Genomic DNA, 19,371 nt, shown 5'->3' with positions numbered 1-19,371 from the left:
GGATATGAGTGGCGGACTCGGGGCGGGGGGCGCGCTGGCCCGGCTTGCTGTCGTCGCCGACGATGAACTCGCCCTCGTCGGACGGGACGTCCTCGGCCTCGGCGTCCTCGGCGGAGGGCCCGGCCGAAGCGGAGCCACGGGGGCGGGGGCGCTTGTTGTCGCCCTCCGAGCCTTCCGCGCCTTCCGCGGCGTTCTCGCGGTTCTCCTGGGCCTCCTGCCGCTTGGCCTCCTCCTCTTCCTTCTTCTGGAGTTCGAGCTGCTGGGCGTCGTACTTCCGCTCGTAGATCGACTTCTCCCTGGGCTTCTCCTCCTCTTCCTCCCCGCTCTCCTCCTCTTCCTCCTCGTCCGTATCCGGCTTGACGGGCTTGCTGCCCGCCTTGGCGCCGTCCTTCTTCAGCGCTCCGCCCGGCACCCAGCCCGCGTCGCCCAGCAGCGCCCGCGCCTCCTGCGTGTCCTGCTTGCCGAGCGCCGCGCTGCTGTCCGCGTACGCCTCCTGGCCGACCAGCGCGAGATGGCTGCCGAGCGGTCTGGCGGGCAGCCCGAGCGGCTTGAGCACCACGTCGGCCAGCTCCTGGCGGTCGAGCGCCCGGGCGACGGCGCGCCGTACCCGCTCGTCGGCGAGCGGCCCCGACTCGCCGTTGAGCGCGAGCTGCGTGTAGGCGGGCTCCAGGGACTTGCGTACGACGAAGCCGTCGAGCGTCTTCTGCTCCTTGGCGTACCGGGCGATGGACGCGACCGTCTGTTCGCGCGCCTCCTGCGCCTCCTCCGCCACATCCTCGTCGGAGCCGTGGGCCAGCGCCCAGGAACGGAGCGCGGAGGCCGGGGTGATCTTGGTGCCGGGGCCATGGGTGAGCTTCTGCCCGGTCGTCCCGGCGTCGCGGTCGCGGACCGCCAGGGCGATACGGTCCGCCGCACTCTTGTCGATCTCGGCGAGGTCGAGCTTGCCGTCGGCGAGGGCCGACGCGCGTTTGCTGCGCGGGACGGCGCGCAGGACCAGCGAGTCGAGCTTGGCGGGCTCCCCCCACCAGCGGGCGCTGCGGACGAGGGTGACCTCCTTGCCCTTGCGGTCGACCTTCTTGATGCTGAAGGGCCCGGCCGTGGTCTTGAGGTCGGCCCTGGCTCCGTCGTTGAAGGAGTTGGGCTTGCCCGTCACATCCTTCGGATACAGGGGGGTGAAGAGGGACCTCCAGTCCGCGTACGGCTTGTTGAAGGTGACCCTGACCTCCAGGTCGTTGGCCCCGCGCTCGATCTTCTCGATCCGCTCGTACCCGGCGTTGCGCGCGGTCCAGTACGCGGAGTCCTTGCCGCTCAGCGCGCGCCACTGGGCGACGAAGTCGGCTGCCCCGATCTCCCGGCCGTCGCTCCAGACCGCCTCCTGGTTGAGCTTGTAGAGGACGACCTGCTTGGGCTCGCGCTCGACCACCTTCGCGGATTCCAGGTAGTCCGGATTGCGCTGGGGCCGGCCCCGTTTGTCGAGGGTGAAGAGGGAGGGCAGCACGGCGGCGGCGATCCGGGCGGTGGAGCCGTCCGCGTCGGCCTGGAAGACATTGAGCGTGGCGGGCATGGTGTCGATCGCCCAGCGCATGGATCCGCCCGCGGTCACATGGTCGCGGCCGGCGGGGGCGATGTCCGGCGCGGCGTCCGCGCTCGTGTCGTCGTCCGAGGTGCACGCGGACAGGCCGGGCAGGGCGAGCACACCGGTGGTGAGGAGCGCGAGGGAGCGGAGCGTCCGGGAGCATGTCCTCCCGCGTGGGGCGCCGACGTGGGACATGGCTTGTACCTCTTCGTCCTGTTTGTGGAATTTATAGATGATCACACCTATTGCCCACTCACTGAAGTGGAAAGCCGCGGAACCGGCCCGTCGACACGTCAACCCGGTGGCCAAACCCCACCCGCTCGGGCCAACCACTCGGCCGCGCGGGCGACCTCGTACCCGGTCTTGTGAAAGACAGGTGTGACGCGCGACACTCTCAGGCGCGTACAGAGAGCAGCCGTCCGAGGGTGACCACACGCTCCCCGCATGCCACCCGCGACCGCGGAAATGAGGGCAACTCATGTCCCTGCAGGACGATGTGGCAGCGGTCAAACGCTGCCTGGACGACCTGGTCCGCACGGTCGGACGGTTGGAGCAGAGTCTCGCGCAGCTACGCGAGAACGAATCCCGGCCCCAGCCGGCCGGCCGCGCCGACGACCTGGTGACCATCCCCGACACTCCGTACGACAGCGCGCTGTGGACGGACTCGGACGACGAGGGCCTGGGTGTGCGCGACCGGCGAGCGCCTTAGGGCCCCGCCATGCACCATGTCAGGAGATCCCGTTGGCCACTGGTACCCAGCCCCCACCAGCCAGTACGGGCGTACGCGGCCCCTCGCGTGCCGCCATCGCGCCCCGCCATCTGCGGACCGACCGCTGGTGGCTGGCGCCCGCCGCGACCGCCGCGGGACTGCTCGCCTTCATCGTCTACTCGACCTGGCGGGCCTTCGCGAACGACGACTACTACGCGGCGCCCTATGTCTCACCGTTCTACTCGCCCTGTCTGGCGGAGAACTGCGCCCCCATGCGCTCCGGCCCCAACTGGGAGATCTTCGGAAGCTGGTGGGGCCTCTCCCCCGCGCTGCTGATCCTGATCTTCCCGCTGGGCTTCCGGCTGACCTGCTACTACTACCGCAAGGCCTACTACCGCGGCTTCTGGGCCTCCCCGCCCGCCTGCGCCGTCGCCGAGCCCCACGCGAAGTACTCCGGTGAGACCCGCTTCCCGCTGATCCTGCAGAACATCCACCGGTACTTCTTCTACGCGGCCGTCCCGGTCGCCGGCATCCTCACGTACGACACCGTGCTGGCCTTCCGCGACGAGCACTACGCCTGGGGCCACATGGGGCTCGGCTCGCTGATCTTCCTGGTCAACATCGTGCTGATCTGGGCGTACACCCTCTCCTGCCACTCCTGCCGGCACATCATCGGCGGCCGGCTGCGGCACTTCTCCAAACACCCGGTGCGCTACCGCCTCTGGGACTGGGCGGGCAGGCTCAACGGCCGCCACATGCAGCTCGCCTGGGCCTCACTGATCAGCGTCGCCGTCTCCGACTTCTATGTCTATCTGCTCGCCTCCGGGGCCTTCGACGATCCGCGCTTCTTCTAGGAACAGGGAGACCGTTCAGATATGACGCAACTCGAACGCCGTCAGTGGGACGTGGTGGTCGTGGGCGCGGGCGGTGCGGGACTGCGGGCCGCCATCGAGGCGCGCGAGCGGGGCGCCCGTACGGCCGTGATCTGCAAGTCCCTCTTCGGCAAGGCCCATACGGTGATGGCCGAGGGCGGGATCGCCGCCTCGATGGGCAATGTGAACGCGGGCGACAACTGGCAGGTGCACTTCCGGGACACCCTGCGCGGCGGGAAGTTCCTCAACCAGTGGCGGATGGCGGAGCTGCACGCGCGCGAGGCGCCGGACCGGGTGTGGGAGCTGGAGACGTGGGGCGCGCTCTTCGACCGTACGGCCGACGGCAGGATCTCCCAGCGCAACTTCGGCGGGCACGAGTACCCGCGGCTCGCGCATGTCGGCGACCGGACGGGCCTGGAGCTGATCCGTACCCTCCAGCAGAAGATCGTCTCGCTCCAGCAGGAGGACTACGAGGAGTACGGGGACTACGAGGCGCGCCTCAAGGTCTATCAGGAGTGCACGGTCACCCGGATCCTCAAGTCGCCCGAGGAGACCGGTGAGGGTGGGACGGGGCAGGACGGGACCGGCGGGCGGGTCGCGGGGGTGTTCTGCTACGAGCGCGAGTCCGGGCGCTTCTTCGTCCTGGAGGCGCCCTCCGTCGTCCTCGCCACCGGCGGTATCGGCAAGTCCTTCAAGGTGACCTCCAACTCCTGGGAGTACACCGGCGACGGCCATGCCCTCGCGCTGCTCGCCGGCGCTCCCCTGCTGAACATGGAGTTCGTGCAGTTCCATCCGACCGGGATGGTCTGGCCGCCGTCGGTGAAGGGCATCCTCGTCACCGAATCGGTGCGCGGCGACGGCGGGGTGCTGCGCAACTCCGAGGGCAAGCGGTTCATGTTCGACTACATCCCCGATGTCTTCAAGGAGAAGTACGCGGAGTCGGAGGACGAGGGCGACCGCTGGTACAAGGACCCGGACCACAACCGGCGCCCGCCCGAGCTGCTCCCCCGCGACGAGGTGGCCCGTGCCATCAACTCCGAGGTCAAGGCGGGCCGCGGCTCCGAGCACGGCGGGGTCTATCTCGATGTCTCGACCCGGATGTCCCCCGAGGTCGTCCGGCGCAGGCTGCCCTCGATGTACCACCAGTTCAAGGAGCTGGCGGATGTCGACATCACGGCCGAGGCGATGGAGGTCGGGCCCACTTGCCACTATGTGATGGGCGGGATCGCGGTCGACTCGGACACCGCCGCCGCGCTGGGGGTGCCGGGCCTGTACGCGGCGGGCGAGGTCGCCGGGGGCATGCACGGCTCGAACCGCCTCGGCGGGAACTCGCTCTCGGACCTGCTGGTCTTCGGGCGGCGGGCCGGGCTGTACGCCGCCGAGCACGCGCGGGGCGCGGAGGCCAGGCCCGTACCGGAGGAGGCGCAGATCGAGGCGGCGGCGGCCGAGGCGCTGCGCCCGTTCGGTGCCGAGGGCTCGGCGGACGGGCCGGCCGAGAATCCGTACACCCTCCATCAGGAACTCCAGCAGACCATGAACGACCTGGTCGGCATCATCCGGCGCGAGCACGAGATGGCACAGGCCCTGGAGAAGCTGGCCGAGCTGCGGGTACGGGCTTCGCGCGCGGTGGTCGAGGGACACCGGCAGTTCAACCCCGGCTGGCACCTCGCGCTCGATCTGCGGAACATGCTGCTGGTCAGCGAGTGCGTGGCACGGGCCGCCCTGGAGCGTACGGAAAGCCGCGGCGGCCACACCCGGGAGGACTGGCCGGGCATGGACCGCGACTGGCGCCGGGTCAATCTCCACTGCACGCTCACCGGGGCCACCGGTCCCGCCGACGGCCGGATCGCGCTGACGCGCCGCGAGACCGAGCCCGTCCGTCCGGATCTGCTCGCCCTGTTCGACAAGGAAGAGCTGGTCAAGTACCTCGCCGAAGAGGAGCTTCACGAGTGAGTACGGGTACGGATACGGATCCAGGTGCGGGCACGGGTACGAGCAGCGCGGCCACGGGCGGCGGTACGGGTACGAGCGCCTCGGCTTCCGCGTACGAGGCGAAGTTCCGGGTCTGGCGCGGCGACGCCGACGGCGGAGAGCTGAAGGACTTCGCGGTCGAGGTGAACGACGGAGAGGTCGTCCTCGACATCATCCACCGGCTCCAGGCCACCCAGGCCGCCGATCTGGCGGTGCGCTGGAACTGCAAGGCGGGCAAGTGCGGTTCGTGCAGCGCGGAGATCAACGGCCGGCCGCGGCTGATGTGCATGACCCGGATGTCGGTCTTCTCCCGCGAGGAGACCATCACGGTCACCCCGCTGCGCGCCTTCCCGGTGATCCGGGATCTGGTCACTGACGTGTCGTTCAACTACACCAAGGCGCGGGAGGTGCCGTCCTTCGTACCGCCGCCCGGGGTGGCCGCGGGTGAGTACAGGATGCAGCAGGTCGATGTGGACCGCTCGCAGGAGTTCCGCAAGTGCATCGAGTGCTTCCTGTGCCAGGACACCTGTCATGTGGTGCGGGACCACGAGGAGAACAAGGCCGCCTTCGCGGGGCCGCGCTTTCTGATGCGGGTGGCGGAGCTGGACATGCATCCGCTGGACGCCGCCGCGGAGTCGGGGCTCGACCGCAAGAAGACGGCACAGGACGAGCACGGGCTCGGGTACTGCAACATCACCAAGTGCTGTACGGAGGTGTGCCCCGAGCACATCAAGATCACCGACAACGCCCTGATCCCGCTGAAGGAACGGGCGGTGGACCGGAAGTACGACCCGCTGGTGTGGCTGGGCAACAAGATCCGGCGCCGGGGCGAGTAGACCACACGTATAACGCGCGGCGAGCGGGAGGCAGGGCCCGCACCCGTCTGTCAGGACGGGTGCGGGCCCTGTCGTGTGTTACGGGCCGACCCTGCCGCGTGTGCGGGCCCTGTCGTGTGTACGGGCCCTGCTGAGTGTGCGGGCTCTGCCGTGTGTGCTCCCGCCGCACGGCCGGGCGGTGTCACGATCACTGCTCCCGTCTCTCCACCAGCCGCCGCAGCAGATCCGTCGCCTCGGCCAGGGCGCGGCGCTCGGTGCCGTCGAACTCGGCGGCGATCGCGTCGGAGAGCCAGCCCTGCTTGGCCGCGCGGACCGCGGCGAGCGCCCCGCGCCCGGCGTCCGTGGCCGAGACGACGGACTGACGCCCGTCCCCGGGGTCGGGCGCCCGCTCGATCAGCCCCTGTTCCTCCAGGGCGGCCAGGGTCAGCCGCATGGACTGGGGGCGTACGTACTCGGCGCGGGCCAGCGCGGCCGTGGTGGCCGGCCCGTCCGTGTCCAGCCGGGAGAGGACCGAGCGCTGGGAGGGCGTGAGCCGGCTGTCGGGCGAGGCGGTCCGCAGCCGCCGCATCAGTCTGCCGACGACGGCGGAGAGATCCGCTGCGACCTGCTCGGCGGCCGGACCGGCGCCGCTCCGGTCGGCGGTCGGTTCAGCGGGCGGTCCGGGCTCCTCGTACATGCGCCCACCGTAGGAGTTGGACAGGCAACCTTGCAAGTTTCCCTGTCGAGGTCTAGCTTGGCTACTGATTGCTACATACATCCACCTACCCCCGGCCACACCCGGCCGCCGATGGGAGTGGCGCCCGTGCGAGAGGCAGCGGCAGCGGCAGCGGCAGCGGCAGCGGAAGAGCACACCGGCGGACCGGGTCCGCGCTACAAATGGATCGCCCTGTCCAACACCACGCTGGGCGTCCTGATCGCCACGATCAATATGTCGATCATGCTGATCGCCCTGCCGGACATCTTCCGCGGCATCGGCGTGGACCCGCTCCAGCCAGGCAATACGAGCCTGCTGCTGTGGCTGATCATGAGCTACATGGTGGTCACCGCGGTGCTCGTGGTGAGCTTCGGCCGGCTCGGCGACATGTACGGCCGGGTCCGGATGTACAACATGGGGTTCGCGGTCTTCACCGTCTTCTCCGTGCTGCTCTCGGTGACCTGGCTGCACGGCACGGCGGGCGCGCTCTGGCTGATCGGTATGCGTGTGCTCCAGGGCGTCGGCGGAGCGATGCTCATGGCCAATTCGAACGCCATCCTCACCGATGCCTTCCCCGCCCGGCAGCGCGGTCTCGCCCTGGGGCTCAACCAGGTCGCGGGCATCGCGGGTTCCTTCATCGGGCTGGTCCTGGGCGGTCTGCTCGGCCCGGTCGACTGGCATCTGGTGTTCCTGGTGTCCGTACCGTTCGGGGTGTTCGGCACGGTCTGGGCCTATCTGAAGCTGCGGGACACCGGTGTCCGCACACCGGCCCGGCTCGACTGGTGGGGCAATGTCACCTTCGCCGTCGGCCTGATCGCGGTCCTGTCCGGCATCACGTACGGGATCCAGCCCTACGGCGGGCACACCATGGGCTGGGGCAACCCCTGGGTGCTCACCGCGATCGGCGGCGGGCTCGCGGTGCTGGCGGTGTTCTGCGTGGTGGAGAGCCGGGTCGCGGAACCGATGTTCCATCTCGCGCTGTTCCGGATCCGCGCGTTCACCGCGGGCAATGTGGCGAGTCTGCTGGCGGCGCTGGGGCGCGGCGGGCTGATGTTCATCCTGATCATCTGGCTCCAGGGCATCTGGCTGCCGCGGCACGGCTACGGCTTCGCGGAGACCCCGCTGTGGGCCGGGATCTACATGCTGCCGCTCACGATCGGATTCCTGATCGCCGGACCGTTCTCGGGCTGGGCCTCCGACCGGTTCGGCGCCCGGACCTTCGCGACCGGCGGCATGCTGCTGGCCGCGGGCACCTTCGCGGCGCTGGAGGTACTGCCGGTGGACTTCGGCTATCCGCTCTTCGCCCTGATCCTGCTCTGCAACGGGCTGGCGATGGGGCTGTTCACCTCGCCCAACCGGGCGGCCATCATGAACAGCCTGCCGCCGGACCAGCGCGGGGTCGGCGCCGGGATCAGCACGACCTTCCAGAACTCTGCGACCGTGCTGTCCATCGGCATCTTCTTCTCCCTGATGATCGCGGGCCTCGCCGGTTCACTGCCCGCCGCGCTCAGCCATGGGCTGACCGCCCAGGGGGTGCCGGCCGCCGACGCCGCCAGGGTCGCGGCGCTGCCGCCGGTCGGGGTGCTGTTCGCGTCGCTCCTCGGGTACAACCCGGTGCAGACGCTGCTCGGCCCGGAGGTCCTCGCGCATCTTCCCGCCGGGCACGCGAGCTATCTGACCGGGCGCGGGTTCTTCCCGGCGCTGATCTCCCAGCCGTTCTCCGAGGGGCTGTCGGTCGCGTTCGACTTCGCGATCGCCGCGTGCCTGGTCGCGGCCGTCGCCTCGCTGCTCCGGGGAGGCCGCTATGTCCACGAGGACCGGGGGCGTAGCCGTACGAAAGCACCGGCGGCCGGCGCCCCGTCGGCGGCCGGCGCCTCTTCGGAAGCCGATGCCGCTTCGGGACCCGGCGCCAAGGAGCGTTTCAGCAACCCGGCGTGACGCAGCCCCAGTCCCTCCGGTACGAGGTCCAGTCGTGCTCCCGCGCGGCGAAGTCGACATAGATGGCCACCCCGAATCGCTTCCGGTCGCGGTCCGTGCGTCCCAGCCCCAGCCTGACCCCGCGTACCGCCGCCGCGACGGTCTCCGCGTGGCCGTGGTGGCTCAGGTCGTCCTCGTAGTAGAAGGGCAGCCCCATCAGCAGATCGGTGCTCTCGGGCGTGACTTCGAGGGCGAGCGTGGTCTGCTGGGCGACATAGCCGCCGTACAGGCTCTCCAGCGGCATCGCCGTGTCGTACGACATGACCGCGATCTGGTCCACCCGCCGGGCCACCTGCGCGAAGAACGCCTGTGACCACCACTTGGGGTGGCCGGTGAGAGCGCCCGCGACGGCGTGCAGCGCGGGCAGCGGGTCTATCTGGTGGGCCGCGACCGAGAGCGGCACCTGCCGGGCCCGGGTGAGCGCGCGCAGATCGTCCAGGAGCGAGAGATAGTCCTGGTCGCCGGAGTGCAGCGGCTCCAGGTCGAAGTGGACGCCGTCGAAGCCCGCGTCCAGGATCTGTTCCGCCGAGCGCACCACCGCCGCGCGCGACGCGGCCAGTTCCAGACGCAGCCCCTCGGGCCCCTCGGTGGCCAGTTCGTCACCGAGCCAGGCATGCACACGTACACCCGGGATCGTGCGGTGTACGGCGGCTATCAGCCAGCGGGCCCGGGGGTAGCGGGCCTCGGGCAGGGTGCCGTTGTGCTCCAGCGGCCCGGCGTGGACGTACAGGTCACGGATCCCGGTGCCGCGGATGCGCTCCGCGAAGGCCGCGAGATCGGCGTCGTCCTTGCGGCCGTCCACCCAGGCGTGGCCGAGCCAGATCGCGTCCTGGCCGCGGGTCCGCGTACCGTCCTCGATGTCGCCCGCGTAACCGATCCGCAGTGCCACAGCGGCGCTCACCGTCGGTACGACCAGCAGCAGGGCCAGCACCAGCGCGATCCGCTTGGGCCATCTCGCGCGGCGGCTCCGCCAGGCCCGCACCACAGTCCGCCCGAATCCGCGCAGCCGTACCCGCAAAGCCGTCCCCTCCCCCTGGTGCCGTGGCCGGCCGGCCACGAAGGGTCCAGGTTACGCAGCGGAAACGGGCACCGGACGCCCAGAACCCATTCCGTGATCGATCGCACGAGGTCAGGTCCGGTCTCGAACGGTCCGGCCCCGAACGGTCCAGTCGCGAACGGTTCAGTGCGGACATAACCTCCGAATTGTGACGCCACTTGTGAGTTCGCCCCGGACCCACATAGCCGGCCGGGCCTTTCTGACCGTCCTGGTCCTGGTCTGCTGCCTGGCCGTATCCCCGGTGCGGGGCGCGCGGGCGGAGGCTCCGATCCCGCTGTCCCGGCAGGGGCAGATCACGGATCAGGTGGGGGCGCTCGACGACCGCAAGCCGGCGGTGAGCGATTCACTCGAACGGCTCTATACCGACACCCGCGTCCAGCTCTTCGTGGCGTACGTACGCGACTTCTCCGGCCGCACCCCCCAGGACTGGGCCGACACGACGGCCGTACGCAATGGGCTCGGCCGGGACGACATCCTGCTGGCGGTCGCCACCCACTCCCGGCAGTACGCCTACTCCGCCGACCCCGGCGCCCCGCTCTCCGCGACCCAGCTCGCCGAGGTCGCGAGCACCGCCGTCGAGCCCGCGCTGCGCCAGAACGACTGGGCGGGCGCGGCGATCGGGGCCGCCGACGGATACGGCGCGGTGCTGGCGGGACAGCCCGTACCCACCCCCGCCATCACTCCCGGTGAACCGGACCCCGGCGGCCGGGCGGCCAACGGAGGCGCCGCGACCAATCTGGTCCTGCCGATCGCCGTCATCGTCGCGGCGGCGCTCATCGCCGCGTACGTCTACTCCAAGCGCAAACGGCGGATGGCTGGCCGTACCTCCCAGCGCGCCGCCCAGCAGGGCTGGGGCTCACCGGGCACCGCGCCGCAGCCACCGCCGACCCCGCTGCCCGAGCTGGACGCCCGCGCGAAACAGACGCTGGTCGAGACGGACGACGCCCTGCGCACCAGCCAGGAGGAACTGGGCTTCGCCACCGCGCAGTTCGGCGAGGAGGCCGCCGCGCCCTTCACGGACGCCGTGCACTTCGCGAAGGGGCAGCTCACCCTGGCGTTCCGGCTGCGACAGCAACTGGACGACGCCATTCCGGAGGACGACGAGACCCGCCGCCGGATGCTGGACGAGATCCTTGCCCGCTGCCAGGAGGCCAGCGACCGGCTCGACGCCGAGTCCGAGGACTTCGACCGGCTGCGGGCCCTGGAGCGCACCGCGCCCCAGGCCCTGGAGTCGGCCGGAGCGGCCTTCCGCGAGCTGAGCGGACGCGTCACCGCGGCCCGCTCCACCCTGGCCGCGCTGCGCGAACGGTACGCCGACTCCGCCTCGGCGCCCGTCGCGGACAACGCCCAGCAGGCCGAGGACCGGCTGGCCTTCGCCGCCACCGGCCTCGACGAGGCGCGCGGCCTGATCGGCGCGGGCGACAACGGCCGGGCGGCCGTGCACGTACGGGCCGCCGAGGGCGCCGTGGGCCAGGCCGCCACCCTCACCGAGGCCGTGGAACGGCGCGCGCAGGAACTGGCCGAGGCGGCCGGAAAGCTGCCCGGCGCGCTCACCGAGACCGAGACCGATCTCGCCGACGCCCGCGGCCTGCTGCGCGGCACCACCCCCGGGGTGTCGACGGGCGACCTCCAGGGCCGGATCAGCCGCGCGGAGGCGGTGGCCGCGGAGGTACGGCGCGAGATCGGCGCCGGACGGTACGACCCGATCGACGCCCTGCGCCGGGTCGAGGAGGCGGACGCGGTCCTCGACGAGGCGCTGGCCGGGGCGCGCGAGCACGAACAGGGCATCCGGCGGGCCGGCACCCTGCTCGACCAGGCCATGCTCAGCGCCCGCTCGGCCATCGGCGCCGCCACCGACTACATCACCACCCATCGCGGCGCCGTCGGCAGCCAGGCCCGCACCCGGCTGGTCGAGGCGCAACGGCGGCTGGAGCGCGGGCACGCGGCGGCGCCGGCCGACGCGCAGGCCGCGCTCGCCGAGACCCGGCTCGCGGACGAGCTGGCGCGGGAGGCCCAGTACCTCGCCGAGCAGGACGTCCAGTCGTACGAGAACCAGTACGCCGTCGGCGGCGCGCCGGGCGCGGGGGTCGGCGGCGCGATGCTCGGCGGGATCCTCCTCGGCGGTCTGTTCGGCGGCGGCTTCGGCGGGGGGTTCGGCCCGGTCGGCGGCTTCGGCGGGGGATACCGGGGCGGCGGGCGTCCCGGCAGCTTCGGCGGCGGCGGTACACGCGGCCGGATGGGCGGCGGCGGGCGATTCTGAACCGGCGCACCCGGTGCTCCGGCTCCGGGCCTTCAGAGCCTTTTCCCACAAGGATCCTCACAAGGAGAAGACCAATGACCAAGCAGACCATCCTCGGACGGGTCACCCAGCTCGCGAAGGCCAACATCAACGCGCTGCTGGACCAGGCGGAGGATCCGCAGAAGCTGCTCGACCAGCTCATCCGCGACTACATCAACAACATCAGCGAGGCGGAACAGGCGGTGGCCGGCACCATCGGCAATCTGCGTCTGCTGGAGCAGGACTACCGCGAGGACGTGGAAGCGGCCCGGGAGTGGGGCGTGAAGGCGCTCGCCGCGAGCAAGAAGGCGGACGAGCTGCGCTCGGCGGGCCAGGGCCACGAGGCCGACACCTTCGACAATCTGGCCAAGGTGGCGCTGGAGCGCCAGCTCCAGTCGGAGAAGGAGGCGAAGACCGCGGAGCCCGCCATCGCCACCCAGACGGAGGTCGTGGACAAGCTCAAGACCGGTCTCGACCGGATGAGGTTCAAGCTGACGCAGTTGCAGTCGAAGCTCGACGAGCTGGTGACACGGGCCAAGACCGCCGAGGCGCAGAACCGGATGATGGACGCGGTCAAGAGCATCAATGTGCTCGACCCGACCAGCGACATCGGCCGGTTCGAGGACAAGGTGCGGCGCGAGGAGGCGAGAGCGATGGGCAAGCAGGAGCTGGCGGCCTCGTCGCTCGACGCGCAGTTCGAACGGCTGGACAGCGTCGGCGACAGCGCGGAGGTCGAGGCGCGCCTGGCAGCGCTGAAGGCGGCCTGAGCCCGCCGCCGCCTCTCCGCACGCGGGTCCCGAGCGGGCAGGGCTCCCGGCGGGCAGGGCGGCTCCGCAGCGGGCCCGGCCACGGGCGGGCGGGGCGGCGGCCCTGCCCGGAGAATGCCTTGTCCAGAGGCGGCTTGTCCAGAGGCGGCTTGTCCGGAGGCGGCCTTGACGCGGCCGAACAGATCTGACGCTTCCTCAGAACATGCTCATGAGCTGCTCGATCGTCGGCTCCGCCGCCGAGTCCCCGCCGGGCAGCGCCAGTTCGAACCAGACCGTCTTCCCCCGCGGGGTACGGCGCGACCCCCACGCCGCGCTCAGCAGGCCGACCAGTTGCAGCCCCCGGCCGCCCTCGTCGGTGTCGCGGGCGCGCCGTCGCCGGGGCTGGACCAGGCCCGCGTCCCACACCTCGCAGACGAGCGTACGGTCGCGCAGCAGCCGCAGTCTGATCTCGCCCTCGCCGTACCGCAGGGCATTGGTGACCAGCTCGCTGACCAGCAGCTCGACCGTGTCCACCAGCGGTTCGAGGTCCCAGGCGAGAAGCTGCGCGCGGGCGAGTTCACGGGCCCGGCCCACCGAGCGTGCCTCGCGCGGCAGCCGCCAGTCGCCGACCGCCTCGCCGGGCAGCCCCTGGATACGCGCCATCAGCAGGGCGATGTCGTCCTCGCCGTGCCGGGTGTCGAGCGTGGTGAGGACATGGTCACACACGTCCTCCAGCGGGCGGCCGGGGTCGGCGAGGGCGGCCCGGAAGGCGGTCAGCCCCTCGTCCAGCGGATGGTCGCGGGACTCGACGAGCCCGTCCGTATAAAGCGCGAGCAGCGCGCCCTCCGCCAGGTCGACCTCGACCTGTTCGAAGGGTTCGCCGCCCACGCCGAGGGGCATCCCGGGCGGCACGTCGAGCATCAGCGCCTCGTCGCCCGGCTCGACCAGGACGGGCGGGAGATGGCCGGCGTTGGCGAAGGTGCAGCGCCGGGTGACCGGGTCGTAGACCGCGTACACACAGGTGGCGAGATAGACCTCGGACAGGTCCGCGTCCCGCGTCTTGTGGGCGACCCGCGATGTCTGCTGGGCACCGCTCGGGGTGCCCAGGCCCCGGGCGATCTCGTCGAGCGCGGACAGCACCTCCGCCGGCTCCAGGTCGAGCAGCGCCAGGGTGCGTACGGCCGTACGCAGCTCCCCCATGGCGACGGCGGCCCGCAGCCCGCGCCCCATGACATCGCCGACGACCAGAGCGGTGCGGTGGCCGGGCAGTTCGATGACGTCGAACCAGTCGCCGCCGACCTCGGTGGCCGTGTTGCCCGGCAGATAGCGGCAGGCGATGTCCAGCCCGGCCGCCTCGGGGTCGCCGGGCGGGAGCAGGCTGCGCTGGAGGATCAGCGCGCGCTCGTGCTCCCTGCGGTAGAGGCGGGCGTTGTCGATACAGACCGCGGCGCGCGCGGCGAGTTCCACGGCGAGCGCCCGGTCCCGTTCGCCGAACGGCTCGCTGCCCTTCGTACGGGAGAACTGGACGAGCCCGATGACCGTGTCGTGCGCGACCATCGGCACGGCCAGCGTGGACTGGATCAGACTGCCGGTCCTGCCGGGGATGGACTGCACCCGGCCGGTGCGCAGGGCGTTGGCGGTGAGGGAGGTGAACGGGAACCGGTGGACGGCGCCCAGCTCCGGCGGAAGGTCCCCCGTACCGCCGGCCCCGGTCAGCGGGACGTCGGACACGGCGCTCGCGGAGGCGACCCGGCGCAGCCGCGCGCTGCCGCCGCCCGAGTCCTCACCGGAGAGGCCCCACCGTCCGGGCGGGGCCTCGTCGCCGGTGAGCAGGCTCTGGTAGAGGTCGACGGACGCGAGGTCGCAGAAACCGGGCACTGCGACATCGAGCAGTTCGCGGGCGGTGGTCTCCAGATCGAGGGAGTTGCCTATCCGGGCGCTCGCCTCGTTGAGGAGGGCCAGATTACGGCGGGCGCTGGCCGCCTCGCGGGCGGCGATATGGCGGCGGGTGACATCCGTGGCCACCCCGGCGACGCCGATGGGGCGGCCCGATCCGCTGTGCACCCGGTAGAGATTGACCGACCAGTGCCTGCGTTCCTTGCTGCCGGGCTGGGTGCCGACGATCTGGAGGTCGGCGACGGACTCCCCGGTCCTGAGGACCCGCTGAAGGGCTGCGGTCACCCGCTCGGCCTCGGGGCGGGACAGATAGTCATGGACCGTGCGCCCGCGATGGTCGCCCGCCTCACCGCCGAATACGGTGACGAACCGCTGGTTGGCGCGCTGCACCTTGAGGTCGGTGCCGAACAGCAGGAAGCCGAACGGAGATTGGCCGAAAATCGCCTCCGAGGAGGCGAGGTCGGTTTCGATCCGGCGCAGCGCCCGGACGTCGACGACGATACAGAGCGCGCCCCGCTCGCCACTCTCCGTCTCGCTCGGCATCACATAGACCTCGGCGAGCCCGTGCTCCGCCCGGGCGCCGTGACCGCCGGGGGTGCGGAACGGGACCAGGCCGGTCCACTCCTTGCCGTCGAGGATCTCCCTCATCCTGCGGTGGCCGCGCGGGCGCAGATCGGCCGGTACGAACACCTCGACCGGGTCCTTGCCCCTGACCTGCTGCGGACCGACTCCGAACAGCTCGGCGGCCCGCTGGCTCCACTGGTCGACCAGCCCGTCCGGGCCGATCGAGAACGAAGCGACTCTGATGTAGTCATAGATCGAGCCGGGCGGACTGCTCTGCCATACGACGTCGCCCGCCGTCCCAGATATCTCGCTCACGCGACCGTCCCCTCCAGCTCACGCACCGGACCGGCCATGCCCGCAGTATTCAGCACTACGGCCCCGGCCGACACGCCGTTCACGATCACAGCACGGTCTCGTTCTTTTTGAGCCGACTCGGACGTGATCGTTGTCCCCCCACACTTCTAACCAGGCAGAGGCAGCTCGAACCACACGGTCTTGCCCGTCTTCCCGCGCCGGGTGCCCCAGCGCTGGGCGGAACGGGCCACGAGCTGGATCCCGCGGCCCCCTTCGTCGTCGGGCCCGGCGGGGCGCGCGGTCGGGGGGTCGGGCAGCGGATCGGACACCTCGGCGAGCAGTGCGACGGGGCGCGGGACGGTGCCGGGGCCCTCGGGATCGCCGGGATCAGGACGTCCGGGGCGTCCGGGGCGGCCGGGGCCGGGGCTTCCGGCGGGGTCGGAACCGGATGCGGGAGGAGCGGCGCGGAGGGTGAGCCGTACCCCCACGGGCCCTGAGGCATAGCGCAGCGAGTTGGTCACCAGCTCGCTGACCAGCAGAACCGCCACATCACAGACGGCAGGGGGCACCTTCCACGCGCGAAGCGTGTCGCGGGCGGCATGGCGGGCGGCACGCACGGAATCGAGTTCGGCGGAGAAGGTCCACTCGGCCTCTGCGCCGTCCTCTGTGTCGAGCAAGCCGATCACTTCCCAAGACCGACGGCGGGGCCGCATCCCTTCTGAAGGGGTTCAACACTGAAGGGCTCTATCAGCTCATACCCGATATTCAGGGCCGTTATCGCCACGGCACACGCACGGGCCACCCCGCGGTCAGAGCCCTGGCATGCCGGAAACGGCGCGGAGGCGGCGGGCGGCTTCGGCGACGGCCGGGCGGTCCTGGTCGAGCCAGTCCACCGTATGGATCTCGTCAGGAGCCAGCCAGCGCAGCTCGTCGTGGTCCTCAAGGGGCAGGGGCTCGCCGGAGAGCAGCCGGGCGGTCCAGACCTGGAGCACATAGCCGGGCTTGAGCGGCCACTCGCCGGGGATCCGCTCCACCGGCCGTGTCTCGACGCCCAGTTCTTCCCGCAACTCGCGGACCAGCGCCTCTTCGGGGCCCTCCCCCGGCTCCAGTTTGCCGCCGGGCAGCTCCCACCGGCCGGCCAGCTCGGGGGGCGCGCTGCGGCGGGCCGCCAGCAGCCGTCCCCGGTCGCACAGGGCGCCCGCCACCACGACTCGATCGCTCATGCGCCGGAGCGTAACGCGGGCGCGAGCACCACCGCGGCCCAGGTCCCGGCGGGCGGTCCGGCACCGGCAGGCGGGCAGCGCCGACAGGCAGTCCGGCACCGGCAGGCAGTCCGGCACCAGCGGGCGGGCAGCGCCGACAGGCAGTCCGGCACCGACAGGCGGTCCGGCACCGGCAGGCCGCTCTCAGCAGGCGGTCCGCCCTAGGACGTGGTCTGGCCGACGTGCTCGACCCAGTAGAGCTGCTCCTGCCCGTGGTCACCGAGGCTGTCGGCCATCTTCCGCGCCTCGGTCTGCGCCTCGTCCTCGGTGGCGTATCTCCCGACGCGGTAGCGGTTGCCGTTGTCGTCCTTGCGTATGACCAGCCATGGGAGCGCGACCGTGCTGTCGTTCATCGAGCTCCTCCCGCCGCCGGCCTGCATCTCTGTGAAGATCCCCAGGAAACCGCACTCCGCATATGCCCGAGCCTACGCCTGACCTTTACTCAGCGGATACGGGTTTTCACAAACAGGCACCTATCCGGCCAACAATGCGCCCGAAAACCAAGGGCACACACGGGTGTACGCCGCCGACCGGCCCGGCGCACAGGAAAATTGACGGCCGGTCACCTGACAGAGCGTAACCCTGCTCGCGCAGCCTTGAAGGGCCGGGACCGTTTACGGGACCGGCGCTACTTCACCGACATGCGGTACGCGATGCGGTACCGGTCGGCCGGGACCACCATCTCCGCCGTCTCCACCGCCCGCCCCGACGCGAAATACGTACGCTCCAGGACCATCACCAGATGCCCGGGCACCCCGCCCAGCGCCGACAGCTCCTCCGCCAGCCCCGGCCGCGCGCCGACCTCCTCCAGCACGTTGTCCACGACGATGTCGATGGCTGCCATCCGCTCGACCACCCCGCAGCCGCCGAGCGGTCCCTCCTCGGGCAGCATCACCGGTGTGCGCCCCGTGACCGCCAGGGGCTCCCAGGAGGTGGAGAGCATCATCGGCTCGCCCGCGTCCCGGAAGACATAGCGCGTCCGCATCACCCGGTCGCCCGGCTGGATGCCCAGGCGGAGCGCGATCGCCGTGCCCGCCTCCGCCTGCTCGCTGGTGGACTCCCAGGTGCCCCGCGCGCCCGCCTCCGACTGCTCCTGACGGAAGGGGCCGGCCCCGGACGGCGGCCGGTACCCGGACCGGGAGATCCGGCGCGGCACCGGCCGCTCCCTCACGTACGTACCCGACCCGGAGCGGCCCTCGACCAGCCCCTCCGCCATCAGCACCTTGCGCGCCTCCAGCGCCACCGTGTCCGAGACGCCGTACTCCTCGCGGATACGGGCCTGCGAGGGCAATCGGGTGTGCGGCGGCAGCGCTCCATTGACGATCTTGTCGCGCAGATCGCTCGCAACGCGCAAATAGGCGGGCTGCTCACCGAAGGCCACGGGCACTCCCATCAGGTTGACAGACAGCAACAGCCTGACAACCCTGGGTTGTTGGCCGCAAGCATGGGCCAAAGTTTCACCCGATGTGATGACCTGGGGTTTGACAAAACCCTGGCACCCGTGCCGACCTGGGAAAGTGCCATGCTGAACGCCATGACGACGATGTACCTCTGTCCGGCCGACGGAACCCGCGCACCCGTCGCGACGGCCGCTTGGTGCTGCCCTGCCTGCCGGGGACCCTGGGACCTGGACTTCGAGGCCATGCCCGTATCCCTGAAGTCCCTTTCCGGGCGCGTCAATTCGCTCTGGCGGTACGAGGAGGCGCTGCCGCTCGCCGCACCCGCCCTCAGCCTGGGCGAGGGCCGTACCCCGCTGGTCGCGCTGACGCCGTCCGTCTCCGCCAAGCTCGACTTCCTGATGCCGACGCTCTCCTTCAAGGACCGGGGCGCGGTGATGCTGGCCGAGCTGGCGCGGCGGCTCGGGCCCGAGCGTGTCGTCGCCGACAGCAGCGGCAACGCGGGCACGGCGGTCGCGGCCTACTGCACGCGGGCCGGGCTGCCCTGCACGGTGTTCGTACCGGAGGCGACCTCGCCGAAGAAGACCGAGCAGATCCGCGCCCACGGCGCGCGCCTGGAACGCGTCCCCGGCGACCGCGAGGCCACCGCCCTGGCCGCCCGCGCCGCCGCCGACCGCCCGGGCACCTTCTACGCCAGCCATGTGTACAACCCGTACTTCCTGCACGGCACCAAGACCTACGTCCACGAGCTGTGGGAGGACCTCGGCGGACGCCTGCCGGAGGCGATCGCCGTACCGGTCGGCAACGGCACCCTGCTGCTCGGCGCCGCGCTCGCGATCGCGGAGCTGTACGGGCACGGGCTCATCGCCGAACGCCCCGCGCTGATCGCCGTCCAGGCCGAGGCCGTCTCCCCGCTGGCGGCCGCCTTCCACGCGGGCGCCGACGAGCTGCCCGTCGGCCCCGGATCCGCCGCCCCCACCCTCGCCGAGGGCATCGCCATCCCCGACCCGCCGCGCGCCCGGCAGATCCTGCGCGCCGTGCGCGAGTCCGGCGGCACCTTCCTCACCGTGACGGAGGACCAGCTCCGTGCGGCGCAGCTCGACCTCGCCGCCCGGGGGCTCTTCGTGGAGTCGACCGGCGTCGCCTGCTGGGCCGCGGTGGGCGGCTGGACCGACCGCTCCGTCGTCGTACCGCTGTGCGGCGCGGGCGCGAAGACAGGCCTCGCGCCCGCGGAGTAACCCG

The 19,371-nt window shown here is 71.4% G+C and carries 16 protein-coding genes; 8 read left to right on the top strand and 8 right to left on the bottom strand.

Features of this window, described 5'->3' with window-relative positions; translation table 11 throughout:
* Positions 1-1,771 (bottom strand): ABC transporter family substrate-binding protein (locus WH07_RS24235; RefSeq protein WP_046503922.1); only part of this gene is annotated, 1,771 nt, incomplete at its 3' end.
* Between the two features lie 283 nt (positions 1,772-2,054).
* On the opposite strand from WH07_RS24235, the gene WH07_RS24230 reads away from it, so the two are divergent.
* From WH07_RS24230 to WH07_RS24215, 4 genes are read left to right on the top strand one after another with little or no spacing between them, the layout of a single operon-like run.
* Positions 2,055-2,285, top strand: coding sequence for a hypothetical protein (locus WH07_RS24230; protein ID WP_046503919.1), 231 nt, complete (start codon positions 2,055-2,057; stop codon positions 2,283-2,285).
* A 32-nt stretch (positions 2,286-2,317) separates the two neighbouring features.
* Entirely contained in the window at positions 2,318-3,139 is an 822-nt protein-coding gene (locus WH07_RS24225; RefSeq protein WP_046503916.1) for a hypothetical protein, read from the top strand.
* Positions 3,140-3,160: 21 nt separating this feature from the next.
* Positions 3,161-5,110 (top strand): fumarate reductase/succinate dehydrogenase flavoprotein subunit, encoded by a 1,950-nt coding sequence (locus tag WH07_RS24220; RefSeq protein ID WP_046503914.1) that lies wholly within the window; start codon positions 3,161-3,163, stop codon positions 5,108-5,110.
* Entirely contained in the window at positions 5,107-5,964 is an 858-nt protein-coding gene (locus WH07_RS24215) for a succinate dehydrogenase/fumarate reductase iron-sulfur subunit (RefSeq protein WP_079023511.1), read from the top strand. The genes WH07_RS24220 and WH07_RS24215 overlap by 4 nt, the downstream gene beginning before the upstream one ends.
* Positions 5,965-6,151: 187 nt before the next feature.
* Here the strand turns inward: WH07_RS24215 and WH07_RS24210 are convergent, their stop codons facing one another.
* Positions 6,152-6,640 (bottom strand): MarR family winged helix-turn-helix transcriptional regulator, encoded by a 489-nt coding sequence (locus WH07_RS24210; RefSeq protein WP_046503912.1) that lies wholly within the window; start codon positions 6,638-6,640, stop codon positions 6,152-6,154.
* A 111-nt stretch (positions 6,641-6,751) separates the two neighbouring features.
* Between WH07_RS24210 and WH07_RS24205 the strand changes: the two genes are divergently transcribed.
* Positions 6,752-8,596: an MFS transporter gene (locus tag WH07_RS24205; protein ID WP_079023510.1), complete on the top strand. Its 1,845-nt coding sequence runs from the start codon at positions 6,752-6,754 to the stop codon at positions 8,594-8,596.
* Here WH07_RS24205 and WH07_RS24200 read toward each other — a convergent pair.
* Positions 8,580-9,653 carry a glycoside hydrolase family 18 protein gene (locus WH07_RS24200; protein ID WP_408645920.1) on the bottom strand — a complete coding sequence of 358 codons (1,074 nt, stop codon included), beginning with the start codon at positions 9,651-9,653 and terminating at the stop codon, positions 8,580-8,582. The two genes, WH07_RS24205 and WH07_RS24200, sit on opposite strands and share 17 nt — an antisense overlap.
* Positions 9,654-9,852: 199 nt before the next feature.
* Here WH07_RS24200 and WH07_RS24195 point away from each other — a divergent pair, with 199 nt between their 5' ends.
* Positions 9,853-11,952, top strand: coding sequence for a TPM domain-containing protein (locus WH07_RS24195; protein ID WP_046503910.1), 2,100 nt, complete (start codon positions 9,853-9,855; stop codon positions 11,950-11,952).
* Between the two features lie 74 nt (positions 11,953-12,026).
* Positions 12,027-12,737: a PspA/IM30 family protein gene (locus tag WH07_RS24190; protein WP_046503907.1), complete on the top strand. Its 711-nt coding sequence runs from the start codon at positions 12,027-12,029 to the stop codon at positions 12,735-12,737.
* Between the two features lie 195 nt (positions 12,738-12,932).
* Here WH07_RS24190 and WH07_RS24185 read toward each other — a convergent pair whose 3' ends face one another.
* The 5 genes from WH07_RS24185 to WH07_RS24165 form a co-directional block, all read right to left on the bottom strand.
* Positions 12,933-15,491, bottom strand: coding sequence for a SpoIIE family protein phosphatase (locus tag WH07_RS24185; RefSeq protein WP_046503904.1), 2,559 nt, complete (start codon positions 15,489-15,491; stop codon positions 12,933-12,935).
* 146 nt (positions 15,492-15,637) lie between these two features.
* Positions 15,638-16,156, bottom strand: coding sequence for an ATP-binding protein (locus tag WH07_RS24180; RefSeq protein WP_046503901.1), 519 nt, complete (start codon positions 16,154-16,156; stop codon positions 15,638-15,640).
* 123 nt (positions 16,157-16,279) lie between these two features.
* Complete coding sequence (locus WH07_RS24175) at positions 16,280-16,693, bottom strand: (deoxy)nucleoside triphosphate pyrophosphohydrolase (protein WP_046503897.1); 414 nt, start codon at positions 16,691-16,693, stop codon at positions 16,280-16,282.
* 200 nt (positions 16,694-16,893) lie between these two features.
* Positions 16,894-17,085: a hypothetical protein gene (locus WH07_RS24170; RefSeq protein WP_046503894.1), complete on the bottom strand. Its 192-nt coding sequence runs from the start codon at positions 17,083-17,085 to the stop codon at positions 16,894-16,896.
* A 275-nt stretch (positions 17,086-17,360) separates the two neighbouring features.
* Positions 17,361-18,113 carry a GntR family transcriptional regulator gene (locus tag WH07_RS24165; protein WP_046503891.1) on the bottom strand — a complete coding sequence of 251 codons (753 nt, stop codon included), beginning with the start codon at positions 18,111-18,113 and terminating at the stop codon, positions 17,361-17,363.
* Between the two features lie 141 nt (positions 18,114-18,254).
* Between WH07_RS24165 and WH07_RS24160 the strand changes: the two genes are divergently transcribed.
* Positions 18,255-19,367: a threonine synthase gene (locus WH07_RS24160; RefSeq protein WP_046503890.1), complete on the top strand. Its 1,113-nt coding sequence runs from the start codon at positions 18,255-18,257 to the stop codon at positions 19,365-19,367.
* Positions 19,368-19,371: the final 4 nt, after the last annotated feature.

Source organism: Streptomyces odonnellii (assembly GCF_000981895.1).
Taxonomy (GTDB): domain Bacteria; phylum Actinomycetota; class Actinomycetes; order Streptomycetales; family Streptomycetaceae; genus Streptomyces; species Streptomyces odonnellii.
This window is presented reverse-complemented; position numbering and strand designations above follow the sequence as displayed.

Excerpts from the sequence above, each read along its gene's own strand:
- WH07_RS24230 (WP_046503919.1), top strand. The coding sequence starts at position 2,055 with ATGTCCCTGCAGGACGATGTGGCAGCGGTCAAACGCTGCCTGGACGAC.
- WH07_RS24220 (WP_046503914.1), top strand. The coding sequence starts at position 3,161 with ATGACGCAACTCGAACGCCGTCAGTGGGACGTGGTGGTCGTGGGCGCG.
- WH07_RS24210 (WP_046503912.1), bottom strand. The coding sequence starts at position 6,640 with ATGTACGAGGAGCCCGGACCGCCCGCTGAACCGACCGCCGACCGGAGC.
- WH07_RS24205 (WP_079023510.1), top strand. The coding sequence starts at position 6,752 with ATGGGAGTGGCGCCCGTGCGAGAGGCAGCGGCAGCGGCAGCGGCAGCG.
- WH07_RS24190 (WP_046503907.1), top strand. The coding sequence starts at position 12,027 with ATGACCAAGCAGACCATCCTCGGACGGGTCACCCAGCTCGCGAAGGCC.
- WH07_RS24175 (WP_046503897.1), bottom strand. The coding sequence starts at position 16,693 with ATGAGCGATCGAGTCGTGGTGGCGGGCGCCCTGTGCGACCGGGGACGG.
- WH07_RS24170 (WP_046503894.1), bottom strand. The coding sequence starts at position 17,085 with ATGAACGACAGCACGGTCGCGCTCCCATGGCTGGTCATACGCAAGGAC.
- WH07_RS24160 (WP_046503890.1), top strand. The coding sequence starts at position 18,255 with ATGCTGAACGCCATGACGACGATGTACCTCTGTCCGGCCGACGGAACC.